The sequence below is a fragment of the Chitinophaga parva genome, assembly GCF_003071345.1.
In the GTDB taxonomy this organism is placed as follows: domain Bacteria; phylum Bacteroidota; class Bacteroidia; order Chitinophagales; family Chitinophagaceae; genus Chitinophaga; species Chitinophaga parva.
In genome coordinates this window covers 278,733-301,781 of sequence record NZ_QCYK01000002.1, presented here as the reverse complement: position 1 = coordinate 301,781, position 23,049 = coordinate 278,733, and the positions used below count along the sequence as shown (strand labels likewise).

At 46.7% G+C, this 23,049-nt stretch carries 20 protein-coding genes, 1 tRNA gene and 1 pseudogene; 5 read left to right on the top strand and 17 right to left on the bottom strand.

The genetic code is table 11. The features are described 5' to 3' along the window. Positions 1 to 217: 217 nt before the first annotated feature. Together DCC81_RS11560 and DCC81_RS25375 are read right to left on the bottom strand one after the other, a co-directional pair. Entirely contained in the window at positions 218 to 397 is a 180-nt protein-coding gene (locus DCC81_RS11560; protein WP_108686783.1) for an integrase core domain-containing protein, read from the bottom strand. A gap of 220 nt (positions 398 to 617) precedes the next feature. Next, on the bottom strand, positions 618 to 800 hold the full coding sequence (locus tag DCC81_RS25375; RefSeq protein WP_133177633.1) for a hypothetical protein: 183 nt from the start codon (positions 798 to 800) through the stop codon (positions 618 to 620). 276 nt (positions 801 to 1,076) lie between these two features. Between DCC81_RS25375 and DCC81_RS11550 the strand changes: the two genes are divergently transcribed. The 5 genes from DCC81_RS11550 (at position 1,077) to DCC81_RS11530 (ending at position 5,191) form a co-directional block, all read left to right on the top strand. Continuing rightward, on the top strand, positions 1,077 to 2,075 hold the full coding sequence (locus tag DCC81_RS11550; protein WP_108686781.1) for an SDR family NAD(P)-dependent oxidoreductase: 999 nt from the start codon (positions 1,077 to 1,079) through the stop codon (positions 2,073 to 2,075). A gap of 1 nt (position 2,076) precedes the next feature. Next, complete coding sequence (locus tag DCC81_RS11545) at positions 2,077 to 2,877, top strand: helix-turn-helix domain-containing protein (RefSeq protein ID WP_108686780.1); 801 nt, start codon at positions 2,077 to 2,079, stop codon at positions 2,875 to 2,877. A gap of 92 nt (positions 2,878 to 2,969) precedes the next feature. Beyond that, positions 2,970 to 3,545 (top strand): DUF2652 domain-containing protein, encoded by a 576-nt coding sequence (locus DCC81_RS11540; RefSeq protein WP_108686779.1) that lies wholly within the window; start codon positions 2,970 to 2,972, stop codon positions 3,543 to 3,545. A 1-nt stretch (position 3,546) separates the two neighbouring features. Next, positions 3,547 to 4,284 (top strand): glucose 1-dehydrogenase, encoded by a 738-nt coding sequence (locus tag DCC81_RS11535; protein WP_108686778.1) that lies wholly within the window; start codon positions 3,547 to 3,549, stop codon positions 4,282 to 4,284. Between the two features lie 94 nt (positions 4,285 to 4,378). Further along, entirely contained in the window at positions 4,379 to 5,191 is an 813-nt protein-coding gene (locus DCC81_RS11530; protein ID WP_108686777.1) for a helix-turn-helix domain-containing protein, read from the top strand. A 174-nt stretch (positions 5,192 to 5,365) separates the two neighbouring features. On the opposite strand, the gene DCC81_RS11525 is transcribed toward DCC81_RS11530, so the two are convergent. The 15 genes and pseudogenes from DCC81_RS11525 to rpoC all read right to left on the bottom strand — a co-directional run bounded on the left by DCC81_RS11525 (position 5,366) and on the right by rpoC (position 23,044). Next, positions 5,366 to 6,613, bottom strand: a complete 1,248-nt coding sequence (locus DCC81_RS11525) for a 6-bladed beta-propeller (protein ID WP_108686776.1) — start codon at positions 6,611 to 6,613, stop codon at positions 5,366 to 5,368. 10 nt (positions 6,614 to 6,623) lie between these two features. Then, positions 6,624 to 9,485, bottom strand: coding sequence for an outer membrane beta-barrel protein (locus DCC81_RS11520; RefSeq protein ID WP_108686775.1), 2,862 nt, complete (start codon positions 9,483 to 9,485; stop codon positions 6,624 to 6,626). 38 nt (positions 9,486 to 9,523) lie between these two features. Beyond that, positions 9,524 to 10,186, bottom strand: a complete 663-nt coding sequence (locus tag DCC81_RS11515) for a hypothetical protein (protein ID WP_133177632.1) — start codon at positions 10,184 to 10,186, stop codon at positions 9,524 to 9,526. Between the two features lie 147 nt (positions 10,187 to 10,333). Then, positions 10,334 to 11,032 carry a hypothetical protein gene (locus DCC81_RS11510; RefSeq protein WP_133177631.1) on the bottom strand — a complete coding sequence of 233 codons (699 nt, stop codon included), beginning with the start codon at positions 11,030 to 11,032 and terminating at the stop codon, positions 10,334 to 10,336. Continuing rightward, a pseudogene (locus DCC81_RS11505) lies at positions 10,945 to 11,612 on the bottom strand (IS256 family transposase); the annotation flags it as partial. The gene DCC81_RS11510 and the pseudogene DCC81_RS11505, both read right to left, overlap by 88 nt. Positions 11,613 to 11,633: 21 nt before the next feature. Next, positions 11,634 to 11,876, bottom strand: coding sequence for an Imm74 family immunity protein (locus tag DCC81_RS11500; RefSeq protein ID WP_108686772.1), 243 nt, complete (start codon positions 11,874 to 11,876; stop codon positions 11,634 to 11,636). Between the two features lies 1 nt (position 11,877). Next, a complete protein-coding gene (locus DCC81_RS11495; protein ID WP_108686771.1) occupies positions 11,878 to 12,231 on the bottom strand; it encodes a hypothetical protein in 354 nt (117 codons plus the stop codon). 11 nt (positions 12,232 to 12,242) lie between these two features. After that, the gene (locus DCC81_RS26060; protein WP_108686770.1) at positions 12,243 to 12,389 is read right to left on the bottom strand and encodes a transposase domain-containing protein; all 147 of its coding nucleotides are present in this window, start codon (positions 12,387 to 12,389) and stop codon (positions 12,243 to 12,245) included. 849 nt (positions 12,390 to 13,238) lie between these two features. Beyond that, positions 13,239 to 13,309, bottom strand: a tRNA-Gln gene (locus tag DCC81_RS11480). Between the two features lie 83 nt (positions 13,310 to 13,392). After that, on the bottom strand, positions 13,393 to 14,445 hold the full coding sequence (locus tag DCC81_RS11475) for a glycosyltransferase family 9 protein (RefSeq protein ID WP_108686768.1): 1,053 nt from the start codon (positions 14,443 to 14,445) through the stop codon (positions 13,393 to 13,395). Further along, positions 14,429 to 15,034 carry a DUF4254 domain-containing protein gene (locus tag DCC81_RS11470; protein WP_108686767.1) on the bottom strand — a complete coding sequence of 202 codons (606 nt, stop codon included), beginning with the start codon at positions 15,032 to 15,034 and terminating at the stop codon, positions 14,429 to 14,431. The genes DCC81_RS11475 and DCC81_RS11470 overlap by 17 nt, the downstream gene beginning before the upstream one ends. 572 nt (positions 15,035 to 15,606) lie before the next feature. Continuing rightward, positions 15,607 to 17,040 carry an APC family permease gene (locus DCC81_RS11465; protein WP_108686766.1) on the bottom strand — a complete coding sequence of 478 codons (1,434 nt, stop codon included), beginning with the start codon at positions 17,038 to 17,040 and terminating at the stop codon, positions 15,607 to 15,609. Between the two features lie 118 nt (positions 17,041 to 17,158). Next, entirely contained in the window at positions 17,159 to 17,752 is a 594-nt protein-coding gene (locus DCC81_RS11460; protein WP_108686765.1) for an OmpH family outer membrane protein, read from the bottom strand. A 165-nt stretch (positions 17,753 to 17,917) separates the two neighbouring features. After that, complete coding sequence (locus DCC81_RS11455; protein WP_108686764.1) at positions 17,918 to 18,646, bottom strand: DUF4397 domain-containing protein; 729 nt, start codon at positions 18,644 to 18,646, stop codon at positions 17,918 to 17,920. A 99-nt stretch (positions 18,647 to 18,745) separates the two neighbouring features. Continuing rightward, positions 18,746 to 23,044 (bottom strand): DNA-directed RNA polymerase subunit beta', encoded by a 4,299-nt coding sequence (gene rpoC, locus DCC81_RS11450; protein WP_108686763.1) that lies wholly within the window; start codon positions 23,042 to 23,044, stop codon positions 18,746 to 18,748. Positions 23,045 to 23,049 lie beyond the last annotated feature (5 nt).

Here is a 23,049-nt window from a genome sequence, read left to right as displayed (position 1 = left end):
GCTTACATCAATGTTAGTCGAAGTGTAAGTACCCCTTTTCAGACAGTCTTTGTTGCTATCTCTGTGCTCAATAGGCATCTTTTTTTAGTATCATCCCATGAATCTACTATTGGCAACTTGGATCTGAGCAAATTGACAGAATGTTCATCAAGCTTTATCTCGCAAACTGTTTTATGCCCGAGCGGAATTCCGTCATATGGCTTAAGGAATTGTTGTGTCACTTGGACAATTCAAGCGGCGTTGCATTCCCAAGCCCTTCATGCGGTCGGCCACTGTTATATTCTTGTATCCAGTCATGGGTCAACTGCCGTACTTCATAGAGCTCGAAGAAGATATAGGCCTCCAATATTTCTTTTCGATAACTACCCTTAAATCGCACAATATAGCCGTTTTGCATTGGTGGAGAGACCAGAAAATTAATATTCAGTATATCCAGCCAGGTAGCCCTGCATCGATGGTGTAATCCAGAATTTGAAAGTATGCCTTGTCACTTAAGGCGGAGGTAACCTCATCCTTGAAGACCAGATCAAAATTTCCTTTGCTAAAAAAAGCCTCTAAGGCTTGCTCGACCTGCTGCTGGGTCTCTTTTATGTTAAAGGGAGGTTGACAATAAATGATTAGGTTATCCTTATTTTTCCAACTGCAAAGATGTTGGCTTTTTTTACCGCTGGTAAGGTTTCCAGCAGATCAGCAAGGGAACGCAGACTGGCTTGATCGCGCACATAGGCCTTGATATAATGGCCTCCACCAGGATGAATTTTTACCGCTGTGGTAAAGAATGCGCGACCTGCCCCACGCATTGCCTGTAGGTTGGGGTCCGATCCTATACTAGCCACAGCGGCACTTTGCTTGCGTGACCGGTCGTACCCTCGCACTATTTTCGCACAAACCGGATCCCCAGGATATTTGCAGGCCACTTTATACCATGTCTCGTCAAAGGTTCCACTGGTGAAGAAACTAATGCAACTGAAACGTAAGGTGGCGTGGTGGTCCTGAAAACAAAACAAATTCGACCCGTATAACAAAGCCGGCCGAAAATAAGCGCGCTACTTTTGTATCAACAAAACAAACTACACATGATACAGAACAACAACCAGGGAGCACTGCAACACCCACTCGGCACGGGCTTTAACGCCCAATCAACAACTGAAGACATTATCAAAGGCATAGACCTTACCGGCAAGATCGCGATCATAACCGGCGGTAACGCGGGCATTGGTGTGGAGACGACCCGGACGCTCACTGCAGCCGGTGCAACCGTGATCGTTCCTGCAAGGGACGTAGAAAAAGCCAGGAAGAACCTCGCAGGCATCGCTAACGTAGAGATCGAAGCGATGGATTTTATGAACCCTGTTTCTATCGATGCCTTTGCCGAAAAATTCCTCGCATCTGGCAGGCCGTTACATTTGCTGATCAACAACGCCGGCATTATGTGGGTGCCATTGCGTAAAGATCAGCGTGGCATTGAATCACAACTGGCCACTAATTACATCGGCCAATTTCATCTCGTTGCAAGGCTCTGGACCGCGCTGAAAAAAGCAAACGGTGCAAGAGTGGTGAACGTTTCTTCTTTAGGTCATCACATGGCACCGTTCAATTTCGACGACCCGAATTTCGAACACCGCGACTACGAAACATTGCAGGCTTATGGCCAATCTAAAACCGCCAGCAACCTGTTCGCATTGGAGCTGGATAACCGCGCGAGCGAATACAATGTAAGAGCTTATTCCGTACATCCCGGGTCCATTGCCGGTACAGAACTTGGCCGCGAAGCATCCGTTGAATTATTCCAGAAGATGGGCCTCATGGATGAGCACGGCAATATACGCCCCGAAGTACTGGCATCCCTGAAAACCATTCCACAAGGCGCAGCCACCACTGTATGGGCTGCAACCAGCCCACTCCTCAACAACATTGGCGGTGTGTACTGTGAAGATGGCGACGTCGCCGAATTACAAACAGGTGCCACACTTCACCAAAGCGGTGTGATGCCATATTCGCTGGATGAGCACAATGCCAAACGCCTGTGGGCACTTACGGAACAGATGACAGGCATCACCTTCAATATCCGTTGATATGGAACATCAGTCGAAGTACCTGGCACCAGACATCAAGATCTCCTGTTACGAGGATAAACTATCTAAAACAGAGATCGTATTTGATCATCATATGCTGATCTGGTTCATTTCCGGAACAACAAAGATCATCCAGGTGGATACCTGTAACACATTCAGATCGGGAGACATTTTCCTGGTCCCGCGCAACCACCTCGCCACGATCGTCAACTATCCGAACAATAACCAGCAGCACAAAACCGTAGTAATGCATCTTTCCACCAAAAGGCTCCGCGATTTTTATGCAGGCATGGATATTAAAGTACCGGTTGACCGGTCTGGCAGGATCAGGAGCTTTGGGGATCACCCCTTGCTGACAAGCTGCCTTGCTTCGCTGATACCATATTTTGAATTAAAGGGAACACTGCCGGAAGATATTGCATCCATTAAGATCACAGAGGCAATCAGTGTGCTGCGCCTGATAGACCAGGATATAGACAGCGTGCTGGCCAACTTCGAAATGCCGGACAAGGCCGGCCTTGTGGATTTCATGCAGAAGAATTACATGTTCAATATGCCACTGGAAAAATTCAGTTATCTCACCGGCAGAAGCCTGTCCACATTCAAGCGCGACTTCAAAAAAGCATTCGGCACCACCCCGCAAAAATGGCTCACACAGAAAAGGCTGGAGCTGGCCTGGCACAACTTCAGGGAGAAAAAGCTGCGGCCTGTGGATGTGTATTACGAAGTAGGTTTCGAAAACCTGTCGCACTTCTCCTACGCCTTTAAAAAGCATTTCGGCTACGCTCCCTCCGATCTCTGATCTTTATCATACAAAACAATTACATCGTTCCTGCAAAGAGCGGTAACAGTTTTCTATTGCTCGGTTACCAGGTCCACTAAAACTTTCATCACATGAAAACAAACACAAAGAAGGGCCTGGTATTTATTCCGGACATCAGTGGATTCACAGAGCTGGTGCGCAACACCGACCTGGTAACCGGGCAGATCATCACGCAGGAACTGCTTTCTACCATCATCCGGCATAACAAGCTGCAGATGGAGATCGCAGAGATAGAAGGCGATGCCGTGTTCTTCTTCAACATGCGATCCATCCCTACTGCGGATGAGCTGTATGAACAATTCGAGATCATGAAGGCTGCATTCGATGAGCAGGTCATAGCGCTGGGTAAAAAATACAATCTTGCACTGGACCTTCACCTCAAAGCTATTGCACATTATGGTGAGATGACGGAATTCCCCATCGCCGGCTTTCACAAATTATACGGTGAAGTAGTGATAGAAGCACACCGCCTGTTGAAGAACAATGTGCCGGCACGCTCCTACCTGCTCATTACAGATGAACTGATGGCGATCGCAAAGCCGGAAAGCTTCTTCCCCGCCAGCTTCACCCACAAACTATGTGAGCTCTATGGCGGGCTGCGGAATCTTTGCTTCACTTACATTCTTTCAACTCCTCAATTTATTTAACATGCAAAACTTATACGGAAAAGTTGCCCTCATTACCGGTGGCAACAGCGGGATCGGTTATTCCACGGCAAAAGACCTGGCCGCAAACGGCGCACAGGTGATCATCACAGGCAGAAGAAAAGAAGCTGTTGAAAACGCAGCGAAGGAACTGGGCGCAACGGCCCTGTTAGCCGATCAAACTAAAATGGCGGATATTGAAGCACTTGCAGCCAGCGTTGCGCAACAGTTTGGGAAGATCGACATCCTGGTGATAAATGCCGGCGTTTCAAAGCTGACAACGATAGAAAACGCTACTGAACAGTTATTCGACGAAGTGATGAACGTAAACCTGAAAGGTGCTTACTTTACACTAAGCCGGTTCATACCTGTACTGAATGACGGCGCATCCGTTGTGTTCATCTCCTCCTCTTCCGCCTCTAAATGCACACCGCAAACATCCGTTTATATGGCCAGCAAAGCCGCCATCAATGCGCTGATACAGGTAGCGGCGATAGAACTGGCACCGCGCAGGATCCGGGTGAACGCAGTAAGCCCCGGCCCATTCGCAACCGAGATCATGGAAAAGGCCGGTCTATCCGATCCAAAGATCCAGGAATTCATTGTTTCCGGCGTACCGCTGGGCAGGCTGGGCATTCCCACCGAAGCGGGCAAGCTGATCAGCTTCCTGGCCAGTGATGACGCGGCTTTCATTACAGGCGCAGAATATATGATAGATGGTGGTCAGTCCTTAAATAAATAAGGACTGACCCCATAAACAAAGCAAATTTGGCCTTATAAACAAAGCTAAGAAGTATTATATCCGTTAAATTTGTTTTGATCTTAAACTTTGGCACATGGAGTATCAAGCTAAATATATCACCGAAAACATCAAGTTGTCCTGCTACGAGGACAAGTTCTTTAAATCGGACATCATGTTCGAGGACCACATGCTGATCTGGTTCATTTCCGGTGAAACCAAGATCGTGCAGGCGGAAGGAACGTATATGTTCAACAAGGGAGATATTTTCCTGATACCCAGGAACCAGCTGGCCACGATCATCAATTACCCGAAAGACGGGTTACCGCATAAAACCGTGGTGATGCATCTGACCACGGAATGGTTGCGGGATTTCTACGAAAGAATTAAAGTGAAGCCTAAAGCGGCGGGCGCGCAAAAAATCCGGCATTTCAATAATCACCCGTTGCTGGAAAGCTGCTTGTCTTCCCTGATACCGTATTTCGATATGAAAGACCTGCCGGAGAACATCGCTCATCTTAAGATCACGGAAGCGGTGAGCATCCTGCGTTCGATAGATCCGGAGATAGATGACATGCTCGCGAATTTCGAGGAGCCGGGCAAGATCAACCTCGCAGATTACATGGAAAAGAATTTCATGTTTCACATGCCGTTGGAAAAATTCGGTTACCTCACGGGCAGAAGCCTCACCACTTTCAAAAGGGATTTCAAGAAAACATTCGATACCACGCCGCAGAAATGGTTGACCCAAAAGCGGCTGGAGCTGGCGCATTACCAGTTTGTGGAGAAAAAGAAGAAGCCTATAGATGTATGTTATGAAGTAGGGTTTGAAAATCTTTCTCATTTCTCGTTCGCGTTCAAGAAGCATTTTGGGTATGCCCCTACGGAATTGTTGGCGGCGGAAAGATAAATCAGCAATTGACGGAAACCTGCGGAAGAAGATATGATTTTTCCGCTAACTTTATAGCGATCATGCAGCTCCTTGTCGAAGGCACCCAGGAATTACCTTTAGACGAAAACTTCCCAGCTACCTCAGTACGCTGGTAACCGTACTTGTAACGTTAACGTTGCCCATCTTCGTTGTCTAGAGATTTGCTTTCAGTTTCAATTGTACAATAACTGGATTATCTTTTGAAGTTCCCTTTTTGAAGTAGCTCTGAAGTATTTCCGGCATTGTCTTTTGGTTGATACCATTTGCATCTCTAGTCTGAAAAAGGCATAAAGATGATAAACTGGTATAGATGTAACTACCATCGCAATAGGCAAATCCTATATTCTCAAAATTGGCACTTACAAGGTCTATAATCGGCAAATTATACGATAATGAATCAGGTAAGATATGCTTGATTGCAATAACGTTACCAGATTCAAGATTATACAAAATGTTATCATCTTGCCTGGCTTTGTAGCTGCTGGCCTCAAATAGTAGATTATTTCCCAATAGATAACAATTATTAAGGGCAAAAATCATTTCAGGATTCTTTTGTATAAAGTCAATCCTCTTAAAGTCGTATTCGCTGTTTGTCAAGAAGTCTGCAGGCAACGAGGATGCTTGAGGGAACACTAACTTGTATACTTGTTTGATACAATGAGGTGAAACGAAATAAAGATCATAGCTATATGGTTTAGCGAATAAAAAAACTGTATCGTTACCAAACGTAGTAAGCGGTCCCACTGTCGTACTCAATATATCAATTTTGGCATACTGCTGGCTATACGGCATTCCAATTGCATGAATGGGATTTCCGAATCTTAAGAGTGATCTAGTGTAGCTTGTAAAATATTTAGATGTAGAGTCAATATTCCTATACTGATCGTAACTTAAAAGCTGATCTTCAGAAATAAAGTGCGAATTCAGATAAATGTTTGGAATACCGTTTGAGGACATATTCTTCTCTGTCTTTATTACTTTTCCATTGAGGTCACAATAGGTTACTGTCCGGTAATTGTCAGAGGTATAAATTATTTGATTTGTCCACTTATTGATGAGAAACTTATAAATCGGTGAATGAGGTTTTCCTTGAATTTTTGAATGGTATTTTCCATTCAGGGTAAAAATGAATATAGCATTTTTATCATAATCCAGGATAATGTAATAACCGTTCAATATTTCAAGTTGGCTGATATTTCCAAAGATGCTTTCTGAAGTTGTTTCCAAAGGAATATAATTCACCAATGAGAAAACATCTGAAACATTTCCGCCCATAGCATTAGATGGATCGATGCGGAGAATTGAAACTTTAGTTGTGTCTGTAGGCACAATATCTTGGGCGAACCCAGTTCCATTTATTAGAAAAAGCAGCAATAAAGTAGTATAACATTTAAGTTTCATGTCAAAAGATTTAATCAGCTTTTACTTTCAGCCCAAATTTTCTAGGGTAGTAAGCCAGGGTAAGCATAAAATACTGTTGCAGCACATTCACTGTACCAGTACTGATGCTATTATTGCTAATATAGCTAACAATGTTTTTATTTTGATGTAATAGATCAAGCCCTGACATCTTAATTTCTAAATTTCGAGCTTTCAAAAATCGACACCCCAAATTTGCATTCCATATATTAAAAAACAGATTGTCTACATTGGTAGACCAACTCTTGTTAAAATCGATCCTGGAATCAAAGAACAAACCATTTGACATAATAATTGTAAACGAAACATACGTCTTCACACTACTGTATTGGTAGTCATTTGTTCCTGGCCTATTGCTTGAATTATTAAAATACGACTCTCCCAGTTGTGCTGTCAGTTCTTTAAAACTATAAGTAAGGCCAGCATCCGCCGTCCATAGATGGGATTTTATTTGGTAAAAATCCCCATTGATACTGGATTGATGAGTTGAAATGCCGAATCTTGTCCTACCAGAAACTTGCAATTGATGTGCATTCCTTTTAAATGCCTTTTGCAATGATCCACCCAGTGATCCATGGTGTTCGCCTGATACGTTTATGGGAAAATAGATGATCCTACCAAGTAGATCATAGTAACTACTGTCAGTTATGAAATTGTCAGTAAGCCCAGCTTTAGCGCTTAGTTCACCCTGAAACGGATCATTAGAAGTTTTATTATCATAGTGATATTTGAATTCCAAATCATGTGAATAAGATGGTTTTAACCGACTATTACCAAAACTGAGAAAAGAAACATTAGCATCATCTACTAAAGGCGCCAGTTGCTGTAGATCTGGGTAAAGTACGCTCGTCAAATATTTTAACGAAAGTAATTTCCTGAAACTATTAAACTGATCGTTAGTATATTCCACACCTGCTGTTGGCACAAAATAAAAATAAGATTGATTCAGGTTTTGAAATCGCCGTGGAGATGTGCTATTGAAATTGTAAATCTCGCCTTGCGAAAAGAGATCAAACTGCCAGGATTTTCTATATCTATTAGATAATTTATTGACAATAAATTTAGTGAAATACAAACCTGGTTTGTAATCGATAACACGAACATTGATTTCATTGGTCAGGCTGTCGTTTCTCAGGTATTGGCCAAAGGTAGTGGAGTAATCTGCAACAACGTCTGTCTGCCGCCTTAAAGAATATGATAAAAAGTTCTTCATATCAACCTTAAACGCTGGCTTTTCATTTCCGGTCAATCTCAATACATCATTTAAACTGTTAGCTATGCTGTTATATAGCAAGTTGGTATTTGTAAAATAATGCCTATTAAAATGCTTATTCTGCACGGTATCAATAGCCACTAAATCAGATAGCCGAACACGATCATTTTCCGTATGATTATCGGAAAAAAAGTAGCTAAGCGTCATATCGACCGACTTACTTCTATGCGAGACATGGTCCGTGTATCTATTAGTCTTGAAATCGATACCTCCCTCGTGGCCAGTCGTCTTGTTACGACTTTGCTGCGCATCGTGTTGCTCACTTGAAATTTGTCCACTTTCTTCTACGGATTGGGTATTTAAGTCGCTGGAGATATCCTCAGTATTATGAAAAAATTTGTAGGAGGCCGATAACCTGCTATGGTCAAACGTTTTATTGTATTCCGTGCGAAAAAATTGACCGAGGGTCTTGGACGATGAATTATTTTTCGTTGTCTGATGCAATTGCTCGTTGAGGCCCAACGTAAAAACCGTGTTCAATCTTTCATTCCCAATATTATTATTGTTGTTTAAAAAATACTCGACCTTCAGGTTATTTGTATCTACAGTATTTCTCCTTCTTTTATTAAAATCATGCAATAACGTAACTCCGAATGCTTTGTAAACGAGTATTCCCGGTTTTGAAAAGTCTGAGACATAATCGTTATTGAGCTCCGAACCTTTATATGAGTTAATTGCTATCAAAGTATTGGCATTATTTGCAGATTTGTTCAGGTTATTAATAGCACCTACTATACTTACCTGATCCTTCGGTGAAAAATAACTGATCATCGCATCCCCATCATATCTACCGTTTGTTCCGACGCCCACTCCAACCTTACCAAAATAACCATCCTTTTTATTGTCCTTCAACACTACGTTCATGTTGGTCTTGACATCTAGCAGGTCCGACCCACTTTTATCCTCATATACTTGAACCTTCTTTATTGCATCTTTTGACAGATTTTGTAGCGCGATCTTACCACCGGAATCAAAAAAAACTTTGCCATCCACTAATAATTTGTTTACTTTCTTCCCATTTACCGTTATTACTCCGTCGCTCCAGATAGTTATACCCGGAAGTTTCTTCAATAAATCTTCCATTACCGCGTTGGAGTCCAGTTTAAATGCCTCCGCGTTGAACTCTAATGTATCGGCATGCATTTGAACGGGTGGAGGCTCCCCTGTTATGGTAATTTCCTTCAGTGAAACGGCTTTGCGCATCATATTTATTGTGCCAATATTTAATTCCGCTGAGGTTCCTGGTATGGTAAACACATTCTTCAATGGCGCATAGCCGATGTTGGTCGCAATGTAAAATAAGGCAGTATCAGTGGGTAATCCTCTAAACTCAACCCGTCCAAAATTATCGGACAACTGATAACTTACTAACTGTTTTGTTGCGACATTATAAATAGATACGGTGGCAGCCTGCATGGCAAAATTATGAGCGCTATCGCGTACCTGGGCTAATAATATGCCTTTAGACTTTTGCGCAAGGACACCTCCACTGGAAGTGATTATAATTATAACCACAGAAACCCACCTCAACAAACCGGTGTATTGAAAACTTCTATATATTGCTTTATTTCCGACTTCCATTTTAATTCCTACTAATATTGCTCTTTTGAAGGCTTCGACTACAATGAGGGAAGCTCAGGTGGATTTCCATGTAGAGCCTCTTTAAAATATCGTTTATAAATTGCAGAATAATACCCCTGGGCAACCTCTGGATCTGTTACCTCTGGGAGATAAAAATTTTGTGCGATCATGTCTGGAGTAAGTAAGAAGACAAATGGCTTATCATTATTTTTTTCATATGGAAGACCAACACTCTTACAAACATAAGTTTGCAAGGAAATATTATTAGTTTGCTTAAATACCACAGATTTTCGAACATTAGTAAAATTTGCAACTACTATTATATTTGAATCTCCAACAATTTTGGCAAATTTTGCAACCTTTTGAATTTCATTCTCAATGCATACTGAGCAACCAGATTCATTGCTTCTCACAATCAGCTTTGGTCCATTCCCCACTAAAGTCTTTAATTTTACATCTTTGTTATCAACTCCCGTCACGGTCAGATTGTCATCTAGCTTTATATCGTTATTTAATTGAGAATTCATTACATTATTGGTGTGGTAATATTTTTCCATTGCTAGTTGACCACTATCAGACGCTCTCATTTCCGCCAAAAGTGAAGCAGCCGTATCGTTCTTCTTTCCAGACATGCGGAAAAGCAAAAATCCGTTCGAGATTAACAGAAATGAAACTAACAGGTATATCCAGATGTTTTTCATGTACATGCTTTAGATTATGGACCTAGAAATATTTAAGTTTTGCAATTAAGATTACCGGGTTGTGACTGGGCTTAATGGTTTGTATTATATTTATTTCCGCCTGACTATATGCAAAATCGTTTGGAACAAACATATTTGATTCTCCATTTAAATTATAAAATCTATTAGCACCTGCAGCAACGAGTCGGTTTGCTCTTTAGTTCGCTTTGTAATTAGGGATTTTTGGTAACTTTCAATATTTGCAGGATCGTAGACCGCAATAATATTATCATCGTAGGCTCCCTTATTGGCACCCACTATGATGCCATACACATTGTTAAACCATGCATTACCATATCGTATTTGTTTAGTTCGTTTCGAATAGTAAACATCATAGATAAGACCCTTATAAGAGAATGAATAAACCAGATAGTTGGGAGTATCCCAATAGTCGGTTATATAGGCATAATTGGAGTGACCTAGTCCTTTATCAAAGGAAATAAACGTTGGATATTTAGTTGCAAAGTCATTGGGGAGTCGATATTTCCCCAAATCAATGCTATATTTCTTATGCAGGACATTTTTGTTAGTGTCGATTTCATAGAGATCATTTGAGTAGCCGGGAGAAACTAAAAACTGATTTCGATTTTGGCGGGAGTGTAAATTAAACTGTGTCAGTTGTTCAGAGAGCTTAATCTCATCTTGTTGGGAAGTGATATTTTTTCTGTTGATGCCGGGTGATGTTCCAGGGTTGCAAAAAATATCAGTTACCAACGAGGCTATCCCAACCGTAGTCGCAGGCGTTCCCCAAATCTGATTGACAACTGGGAAACGGTCAAACCCCAATTCTGCAAGGGTTGGGTCCACTTTTTCTGAATATGCTGGGTTGCCAGGTAGATCAGTTTCAGCAAGGCCATGTCGGATGTAAAAGCACCTTTCGTCTTAGTTACCTTCCGGACCTGCCGATGGAAGCCTTCAATGGTATTGGTCGTGTAGATCAGTTTACGAATAGCCCCGGAATACTGAAAGTAGGTAGTCAGCTTCTCCCAGTTGCGTTTCCAGGAATCCAGTACCACAGAATATTTCTTGCCCCATTTACCCTCCAGTTCCTCAAGCTGATGCGCCGCTTCATCTTTGCTCACGGCCTGGTATACGGGCTTTAGATCAGCCATAAAGGCCTTTTGATCTTTGCTGGATAGGTACTTAATTGAGTTGCGGATCTGATGTACGATGCAGGTTTGAACCTCGGTTTGAGGATAAATGCTGGCAATGGCCTCGGCAAAGCCCTTAAGGTTGTCAATGCAGGCGATCAGGATATCAGCTACCCCCCGCTGCTGCAGGTTGGTGAGCACGTCTAGCCAAAAATTGGCGCCCTCGCTCTCCGAACATACATGCCCAGCACGTCTTTCCGCCCCTCTGAATTGATACCCAAAATATTGTATACGCATGTAAGCCTCCGGTAAAGTACCTACTCCACAAAAATAATTTTAAAATCAGGATTGTTTTGAGCAAGCACCTGATCTATGATCTCTTTTCTTTCTGCGGGAGATATTTCCATGTCTTGATGTGGGCTTTCCCAGTTTTTAATTGACCTGATCGAAGCGTAGAATGCTGGGGTTAAGGTTAGTTCGCCTTCAATTTTAACGCTCTTTGAGCCAAACTCAACGAGGATGTATGAACGAGTGCCAGTGATTTTTATCGGTTGATTCATACTATTCTTTGTTTATCGGTTTATTTACGGTATCAAAAGCCATGGTGTGAATGGATATTTCGAACCAGGCCTGGAACAACGGGTACGTCATTTTGGGGAACATTTGAGGGTCTGTATACCAGGCTATAAGTTCATTGAGGAAGATGCCTTCAAAGTTATCTTTCAGGTATTTGTCGATAGCCTTTTCGATGTCCGGTGCCTCCTCAAAATCAGGGACCAGGTAGGCATGGCTGTCTTTGCATATATCTTCCAGGGTTGGATTATGTGAAGGATCGACGGACCGTAGCCAATCCAGCAAGGGTTGTTTAGGTTTGACGACTACTACACAGCGATATACGACCGGGAAGATATCCATTTGAACGACTTTTATTGCGCAGCGGCCCAACGGTGAGGTAAAAGATCAGCCACCTTATTGATCTGATGAGCCGGTATTTTCTCCAGTACGGACTTCATCCATTCGAAGGGGTTAATGTCATGCAGTTTTTTTAACCTTTGACACAGTTTATTATACAATCCCTATCCACCTGCAAAATTTATCAACCATACTGGTCCTAATATCATTTAGGGAGGCACCAAAGAGCATCCCGAACTCCGGCTGCAGCAAAGAAAAATAGGTAAAAATACGATAAAGAAAAGCACTTAAACATTTCTCATACCAACCGAATATCCTTATTTAAAGAATTCCCCATTTATGGAATCAAAAATACGACTCAAAATACTTCTTTCATTGGTAATAATATCGGCAGTTCCACTCATTTCAGGTCGAAACGCAAGAGTTTTCTTTCGGATTCTTACAAACGTGCTCGTAGTAGTCGTTGAAAATCTCAGGGTTAAAGTCTTTTTTCAATTCAGCCAAGACCAGTGGGAAGCTCAAGGATTTTTTAGCGTTGTAAAAGCGCTTATTTAGCTCGTTGAGCACGTTCATGGTATCGGTGATCCGGTTATTGATATCGAAGGCGAAGGGGTGGGTGGGTCTGACCCAGGCGGCGTATTTGCCGCTCCATTCATCGGGTGGACCTTAAGGGGAGTCGCTATTTCATAATAGCGGCTTTTGCAATTGATGGTGATGCGGATGTGGACTTTATAGCGGTTCTTTTTATTACGCCAATTGCGCCAGTTATGGACGACTTCATACGTGGGAAGTATCATAAAAACCTCCTGTGTTTAGTCTAAGGTAAGGAAAACTGGTCAAAAAGCGTAAAACAAGTGTAAAACAAAGTGTAAAACAATTGGTGGAAATGGGCGGATTTCAGCGGAAAATGGGGAAGGGCGTAGAAATGAAAAAAGCCGCTACAATCGAGGACTGTAGCGGCTTTCAGAGCTTTTTTTATTCCGTGGAAGTTCGTTGAAAACCACGTTCTGTTGCCCGACCTGGATTCGAACCAAGACAAACAGAACCAAAATCTGTCGTACTACCATTATACTATCGGGCAATTCCCTTAATCGGGATGGCAAAATTATAAAAATTCTGACACCCACAAAAAAAACTTTCCGTTTCCAGCCACTTTTTTCAAAATCACCCACCCCGCGCCAGCACCTTCCTCACATGATCCACGATCACCATGGGTTCCAGCCACTCCATACACGCATGGTCCCCCCGGAAACAAGGCTTATTCCCAAACACGGAGCAAGGCCTGCATTCCAGCACGATCTGCGCCGCATCCGCCGCTGATTGCCCATATCCCATAAACCCGGCGTACGGGTGCGTAGCGCCCCAAACAGACACTACCGGTGTGCCCTTTAGCGAAGCCAGGTGCATGTTCGCAGAATCCATACTCACCATCACATCCAGTTGCGCCACCATGGCCAGCTCTTCTTCCAGCGAAAACTTGCCGGCAGCACACACCACATTAGGATTATCCGCTGCCAGTGCAGCCAGCTGCTGTATCTCTCCCGGTCCACCGCCAAACAGGAACACCTTGCATCCCGGGTCGGTCCCCAGCACATTCATCACCGCTTCCATGCGCTCCAGCGGATACATTTTTTCGCGGTAAGTAGCAAAGGGCGCAATGCCGATCCAACGCTCCCCCGCACCTTTTATACCAGTAATAGCTTGTACTTTTCCAGAGAGTGCGTTATTGCGTATAGGCGTCACCGTTATACCCTGTATGCCCAGCTGGGCAAACACATCGCGGTAACGTTGTACCGTGGTTTTAAGCGGTTGCAGTATTTTATGCTCCTGGCGGGTCAGTGCCTTTTTTTCTGCCCTTCCCTTGTCTATCACCGCCACCTTTTTGCCGCTGAGCAAAAAGAAGGTCCGCAGGATGCGGGCCCGCAATACCCCGTGCAGGTCGGCCACTGCGCTGATGTGATAAGCTTTGCGGATCTCGCGGTACAAGCGGTACAGGCCCGGCACGCCCTGGTGGCGGCCCTTTACATCGGCCCCCACCAGGTGCAGGCGGTCTATCCCCTGCCCCAGCGCCAGCCAGCGCTGGTTGGTCACCAGTACTACCTGCAGTTGCGGATCGGCCGCCAGCATCTCCCGGATCACGGGAATGGTCATGGCGGCATCGCCCAGGGCACTCAGGCGGATGGCCAGTATGGTACGTGGTTTATTTGTTGCCGGCATACAGCACAGGGTTCAATGAAGGGTCGTTATACATCTTCATTTGTTTGTACACCTTCATGTACTTACGGCCTGCGGCAATGTCCTCCAGCAGGGCTTCAATAGCACCGGAAAGGTCTGTGCGCTGGGTAAGCAGCACATCCAGCTTGCGCTGGCAGGCCTCGCGGTGGGCTTCCGTTGCATCCTCACGGCGGGTTTCCTCTTCCATGTGATAGATCTTCAACGCCAGGATAGACAGGCGGTCTACCGCCCAGGCGGGGCTCTCCGTGTTGATGGAAGCATCCGCCGCAGGCGTAACTGCTTTATATTGCTCCAGGAAATAACTGTCGATGTATTCTACCATATCGGTGCGCTCCTGGTTGGAGCGGTCTATCCAGCGCTTTATTTTCAGGGCTTCCACGGGGTCAATCAGCGGATCACGGATAATATCTTCCAGGTGCCACTGCACCGTGTCTATCCAGTTCTTGGCATACAGTAAGTGCTCAATGCTGGTCTTTTCATAAGGGTTTTCCATGTGGGCGTATACGTCGTCCTTCACATGATAATCGGTAATGCTCTTGCTGAATACCTGCTGACAAATCGTTGTAAACATGGAACAAAAGTAGGCAAATAAACAAAAAAGCGCATCGTAGAAACAATGCGCTTATTGTAAAAGATTGTCATGTGAATGTTCGAGAATGCAAATCGTGTCGCTTAATGGCTAATTGGAAACCAGCCAGACTGCTTTTATACGGTTAAAACAAAGGGTTAGGACCCTGTGTGATCAAAAAGTTGGCATAAGTAATGATGGAACAAAATGCGGTGTACAATATCGCTATAACAATAAGTTCATCTCAAATGTAAAACAGTATACAACAAACGCTTCCGGGGTATTTCCTAAGGCTAACTTCAACTTAGCGTTGCCAGTTCCTCTTTTCATACTTTCACTGCTAACAACAAATAGACTAAATGGGATGCGTGATGACTACCAGGTTAAAACAATAAATATTCCTCTTGCTCTTTGTTTATACATGCAATTTATATTTTTCAGTTGTCAAAAATACAGCAGTTCCAGTTTTCACTAAATTGGATAATTCCTGCCAAAGCCCCGCCCACACTGTCTTTCCGGCAAGGGATCTAAAAAAGGCCGTCCAGGTTACCCGGACGGCCTCCTATGGAGTGCGTTTAAGCGCTTCGTTTAGCTACATAATACAGGGGAATGCCCAGCAGGATAATGCCCAGGCCCGGCACCGTATAGTTGGCCTCCTCCTTTAGCAGCAGTAAGGCCAGGACCAGGGCCACCAGGATGTAGATGGCCGGCAGTACAGGATAACCAAAGGCCTTGTAAGAGCGCGGGATCTCCGGCCGCGTGCGGCGCAGCACAAAAATGCCCGCAATGGTGAGGATGTAAAAGATCAATACCCCGAAGATCACCATGGACAACAGGTCTCCGTAACGGCCCGTGAGGCAGAGGAAGCTGGCCCAGAAGCACTGGATCCACAGGCCCCAGGCGGGCACACTGTTCTTGTTCAGCGTACCGGCCTTCTTAAAGAACAACCCATCCTGCGACATCCCATAGTAAATGCGGGCGCCGGAAAGGATCAGCCCATTGTTACACCCGAACGTAGATACCATGATCATCACGGCAATAATGATGGCGCCTATGCTCCCAAAACTGTTGGTAGCCGCCACCACGCCTATGCGGTCCGCCTCCGTAAAGGCAATATCATGAAAAGGGATCACAGCCAGGTACATGAGGTTTGCACTCACGTAAATGATGGTCACGATAAAAGTACCCAGGAATAAAGAGCGGCCAATGTTCTTCTGGGGATTTTTGATCTCCCCGGCGATGAAGGTCACGTTATTCCAGGCATCGCTGGAGAAAAGGGAGCCTTTCATCGACACGGCGATAGCTCCCAGCAGGGCCATACCTCCCAGCAGGATAGGATGGTCCAGCGGCTTGGGCATGGCATCCTTGGAGGCAATGGTCTGGGGTACCCAGGCATTTACCCAGTTGGCATCCCAAACGCTTTTCCTGGCGCCCAGCAGCAACCCGAAAATGATCAGCCCAAAGAGCGACAGCAGCTTGGCCAGTGTAAATACAGTCTGGATCACCTTACCGCCCTGTACCCCCCGGGTATTGATATACGTCAGCACCACGATGGAAGCAATGGCCAGTAGCTGGGCGGCGGAAATGTTTACGCCCGCTACGGAAAGCAGGATATTGTCCGCCCCCACCGCCGGTATCAGGAAAGCGGTGTACTTGGCAAAAGCCACAGCCACGGCGGCGATGGTACCTGTCTGGATCACGCCAAACTGTGTCCACCCAAAAAGGAAAGCAATGAACGGGTTATAGGCTTCCCGCAGGTACACATACTGGCCCCCGGCTTTGGGAAACATGCCAGACAGCTCCCCGTAACTAAGGGCTGCTATCAGCGTCACCACGCCGGCCAGCACCCACATGAGGGTAAGCCACCCGGCCGACCCAAGATTGCGGGCAATATCGCCCGATACCAGGAAAATACCCGAGCCGATCATGGACCCGGCCACGATCATCGTGGCGTCCAGCAGGCTGAGAGAGGGTTTGAAGGAGTTTGTCTCATTTTGGTTGATACTCATGCAGGCTATTTAATGTTAATGGTTAGGTACACAACACGGAACAGGATAGGTATAAAAAATCCCGGTCGTGAAAACCGGGATTTAAGATAAATATTTTTATGGGCTTTTACCCCTTCATTTATTTAGTGTTCATGCCTTTGATCACGTCGGCCGTAATGTCGTATGCCTGGTCGTGATACAGGATGTTGCTGGCGCCGGCACGGAAAGAGAAGATGTAGGCGTAACGCTTGTCTGCATTATAGGTTTGCAGGAACGCGTCCAGTTTTTTCTGCAGCTCGTCGTTGAATTGTGACTCCTGCGCAGCATATTTTTGGGCCAGGTTCTGGCGCTTCTGCTCCAGTTCCTGCTGTTTGCCATACAGGGCACGCTGGATGGACTCTCCTTCGTTCTGGGTCATGGTGTTTGCCTTGGCCTGGAACTGTTGTATCTCATTACGCAGGGCATTGGCATTTGCATTCAGCTCATTATCCATTGCTTCCTGTTTTTGCTCCAGTTCTTTTTTCTTTTGGATGAAATAATCGAAATGTGCTTCCAGGGAATCAAGGTCCACGTAAGCAATTTTGAAGCTGCTGGCGGCAGCGGTCGTTGTAGCGGGAGCAGCAGCACCAGCAGGAGGCGTGGTGTTGTTGCCCTGGTTTTTACAAGCAGTCATACCACCGGCTACGAACAAAGCCAGCATTCCTTTTTTCACAAGTTGTTGCAATGTGTACATGTTTACAGTTGGATTATTGCATCCTGCAGATACAGGTGTTTTTATTTTGCGGGCTAAAATAGTGTTTATTATGATACGAAAAATAGGCTGGGCGCCGCTTTCCCAGAATTTAGTTTTCTTTTAACGCGCGCAGAGGCCGCCAATGCCCGACTGCAGGGCATTTGATCAACGCCAGTGCCGGTAAATAAAGGCTTTGAACTGGTCATTGCGCATCAGGCTCCCGGAGGTGTACACGGTGTAGTTGTTGTCAGACACCAGGTTTACCGCCAGGCTGTCCCGGCGTACCCATACAGAATCGTAGAAGGTCCGGAAGTACAGCTTGTGCGGGCCGGGGGCAACGGTGCGGAAGTCGCCCACCTGGCGGAAGCTCATACCATTGTACAACAAGGCCGTGTCATAGTCCATGGCGATGGTAATGGGCTGTATGCTGGCCGTATCGCCCTGGCCCAGCAGGGTTTTACCAAGGTCTATCACACGCAGGCGCACGGTATTCACCTCGGGGCGCCGCAGGGTATCGTCTGTGAGCAGGCCGGTATACTTAGGCTGGCCTTGCAGCGGTAGCGTGTCATATACCAGGAAGAAAGAGAAGTTGTGGTTGTTACGGATGGTCATTTCCGTCTGTATACTGGTGTCATTATCCGCCGCGTGGATATACACGGGGTAAAGCTGGGAGCGGAAGGTAGAAAAAGCGCTGGTATCGCCGGTCTTCAGCATGTTGGCAATCTGGGTGGTGTCTACAAACACGCTGATCAGGTTGTAGCCCACGTTTCCGGGCACTGCGTTGAACACCATGACGTTGCCGTGGGTCTGTGGGATGATGTCAGTATCGCTCTTGCAGGCTGTCCAGGTGATGGCCAGGGCAAGGAAGGCAAGTAGGTAGCAAAACGGCTTCATGGGCGGCTTTTCGTTTCAGGCTTCAAATGTAAAGCCTTAAAACGAAAAAAAAGCCCCGCCAATTACTCGGCGGGGCTTTTTTCAAAACTATCTTAAGGACTATTCCTCTTCGTCAAACTGGAACACTTCCTTGGAAGATGCGAGGATGTCGTATTCTTCTTTCGAACCTACGATCATGTTCTCAAACTCACGCAGACCAGTACCTGCAGGGATCAGGTGACCGGTGATCACGTTCTCCTTCAGGCCCAGCATATCGTCGATCTTGCCGTTGATGGCTGCAGATGACAATACCTTGGTGGTTTCCTGGAATGATGCAGCGGAGATCCAGCTGTGCGTACCCAGGGACGCCTTGGTGATACCTTGCAGCAGCGGGCTGGATGTTGCAGCTTCCGCATCGCGGTATTCTACCAGGGCCTTGTCTGCGCGGCGCAGCAGGCTGTTTTCTTCACGCACCTGGCGCAGGGTCACGATCTGACCTGCTTTCAGCGTGGCGCTTTCGCCCGCGCTGGTCACCACCTTCTTGTCAAAGATGTTGTCGTTCTCTTCCAGGAACTCGAATTTGTCTACGGTGTCGCCTTCCAGGAACTTGGTATCTCCCGGATCTTCGATGCTTACTTTGCGCATCATCTGGCGTACGATCACCTCGATGTGTTTATCGTTGATCTTTACACCCTGTAAACGGTATACTTCCTGGATCTCGTTCACCAGGTATTCCTGTACGGCAAACGGGCCTTTGATGGAGAGGATATCCGCAGGGGTGGTAGAACCGTCAGACAGCGGCGTACCGGCTTTTACGAAGTCGCCGTCCTGTACCAGGATGTGGCGGCTCAGCGGCACCAGGTATTTCTTCACCTGCTGTTCGCGGCTTTCAATGATGATCTCACGGTTACCACGTTTGATGTTACCGAATGCTACCACACCATCGATCTCGGATACGATAGCAGGGTTGCTCGGGTTACGGGCTTCAAACAGCTCAGTTACACGCGGCAGACCACCGGTGATGTCGCGCAGTTTACCCAGGATACGGGGGATCTTCACGATTACCTGGCCGGCCTTTACTGCTTCCCCTTCGTCAATCACGATGTGGGAGCCTACCGGCAGGTTGTATGATTTCACCTCTTTGTTACCGTCTACCAGTACAGAGGGGATCTTGTTCTTGTCTTTGGTTTCAATAACCACTTTCTCACGGTGACCGGTCTGCTCGTCAGCTTCTTCACGGAAGGTGATACCTTCAATGATGCTGTCGAAGCGGATGTTACCCGCGATCTCAGATACGATAACGGCGTTGTACGGGTCCCACGTGCAGATCGCATCGCCCTTGGCTACTTTCTGGCCGTCTTTTACGAGCAGGGTAGAACCGTAGGGAATGTTGTTGGTGATCAGCAGGCGGTCATTCTTCACGTCCATGATACGGAGCTCACCGGTACGGCCGATAACCACCTGTACTTTCTCGCCTTCGGCGTTCTCGTAGGTAGTGGTACGGAGACCATCAAACTGTACGGTACCTTCAAATTTGGCAGGCATTGTAGATTCCACGGAAGTAGAACCGGCCACACCACCCACGTGGAAGGTACGCAGTGTCAGCTGTGTACCCGGCTCACCGATAGACTGTGCTGCGATGATACCCACTGCATCGCCACGCTGTGCGGTATAACCGGTAGCGAGGTTTTTGCCGTAGCACTTCACGCAAACACCATGGCGGCTTTCACAGGTCAGTACGGAGCGGATCTCCACAGACTCAATAGCGCTGTGTTCAATCTTATGAGCGATGTCTTCGTCGATCTGCTGACCAGCGGCTACCAGCAGCTCTTCAGTGATCGGGTCAAATACATCGTGCAGGGAAGTACGGCCCAGGATACGGTCGTAGAGCGGTTCTACCACTTCTTCGTTATCCTTCAGGGCGGTGGTGGCAATACCACGCAGCGTACCGCAGTCTTCTTCTGTAATTACCACATCCTGTGCTACGTCCACCAGACGACGGGTCAGGTAACCTGCATCCGCCGTTTTCAATGCCGTATCCGCCAGACCCTTACGGGCACCGTGCGTAGAGATGAAGTATTCCAATACGTTCAGACCATCCTTAAAGTTAGACAGGATCGGGTTTTCGATGATCTCAGAGCCGGTAGAGCCACTCTTACGCGGCTTGGCCATCAGACCTCTCAAACCAGCCAGCTGCTTGATCTGCTGTTTGGAACCACGTGCACCGGAATCCAGCATCATGTACACGGAGTTGAAGCCCTGTTTGTCGGACGCCAGTTCGCGGATGAGGGTTTCGGTCACTTTGGTATCCACGCGGGACCAAATATCGATGATCTGGTTATAACGTTCGTTGTTGGTGATCAGACCCATATTGTAGTTATCCCACACTTCATCTACTTCGCTGGAAGCGCCGTCGATCATGTGTTGTTTCACTTCAGGGATGATCAGGTCATTGATGTTGAAGGACAGACCACCACGGAATGCCATGCGGAAACCGAGCTGTTTGATGTCGTCCAGGAACTTCGCAGTCTTCGGAATGTCAGTGTACTTGATAATATCACCGATGATCTCACGCAGTGACTTCTTGGTCAGCAGGGCGTTTACATAGCCCGCTTCCTTCGGAACGAACTGGTTGAAGATCACGCGGCCTACAGTGGTCTCGATCAGCTTCACTTCCAGGCCGGTACCGTCTTCCTTACGCACGGAGGCTTTCACCCGGATATGTGCGTGCAGGTCTACACGGTCTTCGTTGTATGCGATGATCACTTCTTCTGCGGAGTAGAATGCTTTGCCTTCGCCGCGCACTACTTCATTACCCATGGTCTTTTTGCCCTTGGTAATGTAATACAGACCAAGTACCATGTCCTGTGAGGGCAGGGTGATCGGCGTACCGTTCTGCGGGTTCAGGATATTGTGGGAAGACAGCATCAGCAGCTGTGCTTCCAGGATAGCGGCATTGCTCAGGGGCACGTGTACCGCCATCTGGTCACCGTCAAAGTCGGCGTTGAACGCGGAGCACACCAGGGGGTGCAGCTGGATGGCTTTACCTTCTACCAGTTTGGGCTGGAAGGCCTGGATAGACAGGCGGTGCAGCGTCGGGGCACGGTTCAGCATCACCGGGTGGCCTTTCAGCACGTTTTCCAGGATGTCCCAAACCACGGCTTCCTTGCGGTCCACTAGTTTCTTCGCGGATTTTACTGTTTTTACAATGCCTCTTTCAATGAGCTTGCGGATAATGAACGGTTTGAACAGTTCCGCGGCCATATCTTTCGGCAGGCCACACTCGTGCAGTTTCAGTTCCGGGCCTACCACGATTACGGAACGGCCGGAATAATCCACACGTTTACCGAGCAGGTTCTGGCGGAAACGGCCTTGTTTACCTTTCAGTACGTCAGACAGGGACTTCAGCGCACGGCCTCCTTCGGCTTTCACCGCGTTGGATTTGCGGGAGTTGTCGAACAGGGAATCTACAGCTTCCTGCAGCATACGTTTTTCGTTACGCAGGATCACCTCGGGTGCCTTGATCTCGATCAGGCGTTTCAGACGGTTGTTACGGATAATTACACGGCGGTACAGGTCGTTCAGGTCGGAAGACGCAAAACGGCCACCGTCCAGGGGCACCAGGGGGCGCAGCTCGGGCGGTACTACCGGGATATATTGCATTACCATCCATTCCGGACGGTTGTCTACGCGGCCATTGGCCTCACGGAAAGCTTCCACCACGCTCAGGCGTTTCAGGGCTTCCGCTTTACGCTGCTGGCTGGTTTCAGTAGCAGCCTGGTTGCGCAGCTGGTAAGACAGGGAATCCAGTTCAATACGGGCCAGCATCATTTCTACCGCTTCTGCACCCATCTTGGCGATGAACTTGTTCGGATCTTCATCCGGCAGCAGCTGGTTGTCTTTGGGCAGGGTATCGAGGATGTCCAGGTATTCTTCTTCTGTCAGCAGGTCACCATAGTTGAGGCCTTTCTCTTGCTTGGCACCGGATTGGATCACTACATAACGTTCGTAGTAAACGATGGTTTCCAGCTTTTTGGAAGACATACCCAACAGGTAGCCGATTTTATTGGGCAGTGATTTGAAGTACCAGATATGTACAACGGGTACCACCAGGCGGATGTGGCCCATTCTTTCGCGGCGCACTTTCTTCTCAGTTACTTCCACACCGCAGCGGTCGCACACGATGCCTTTATAGCGGATACGTTTGTACTTGCCGCAATAGCATTCGTAGTCTTTCACAGGCCCGAATATCCTTTCGCAGAACAGACCATCACGCTCCGGTTTGTAAGTACGGTAGTTGATGGTTTCAGGCTTCAGCACCTCACCATAGGAGCGCTCCAGGATGGTATCCGGGGAGGCCAGGCTAATGGTAATGCTGCTAAAATTTGACTTAGGACGATTTTCTTTCTTAATGGCCATGTATG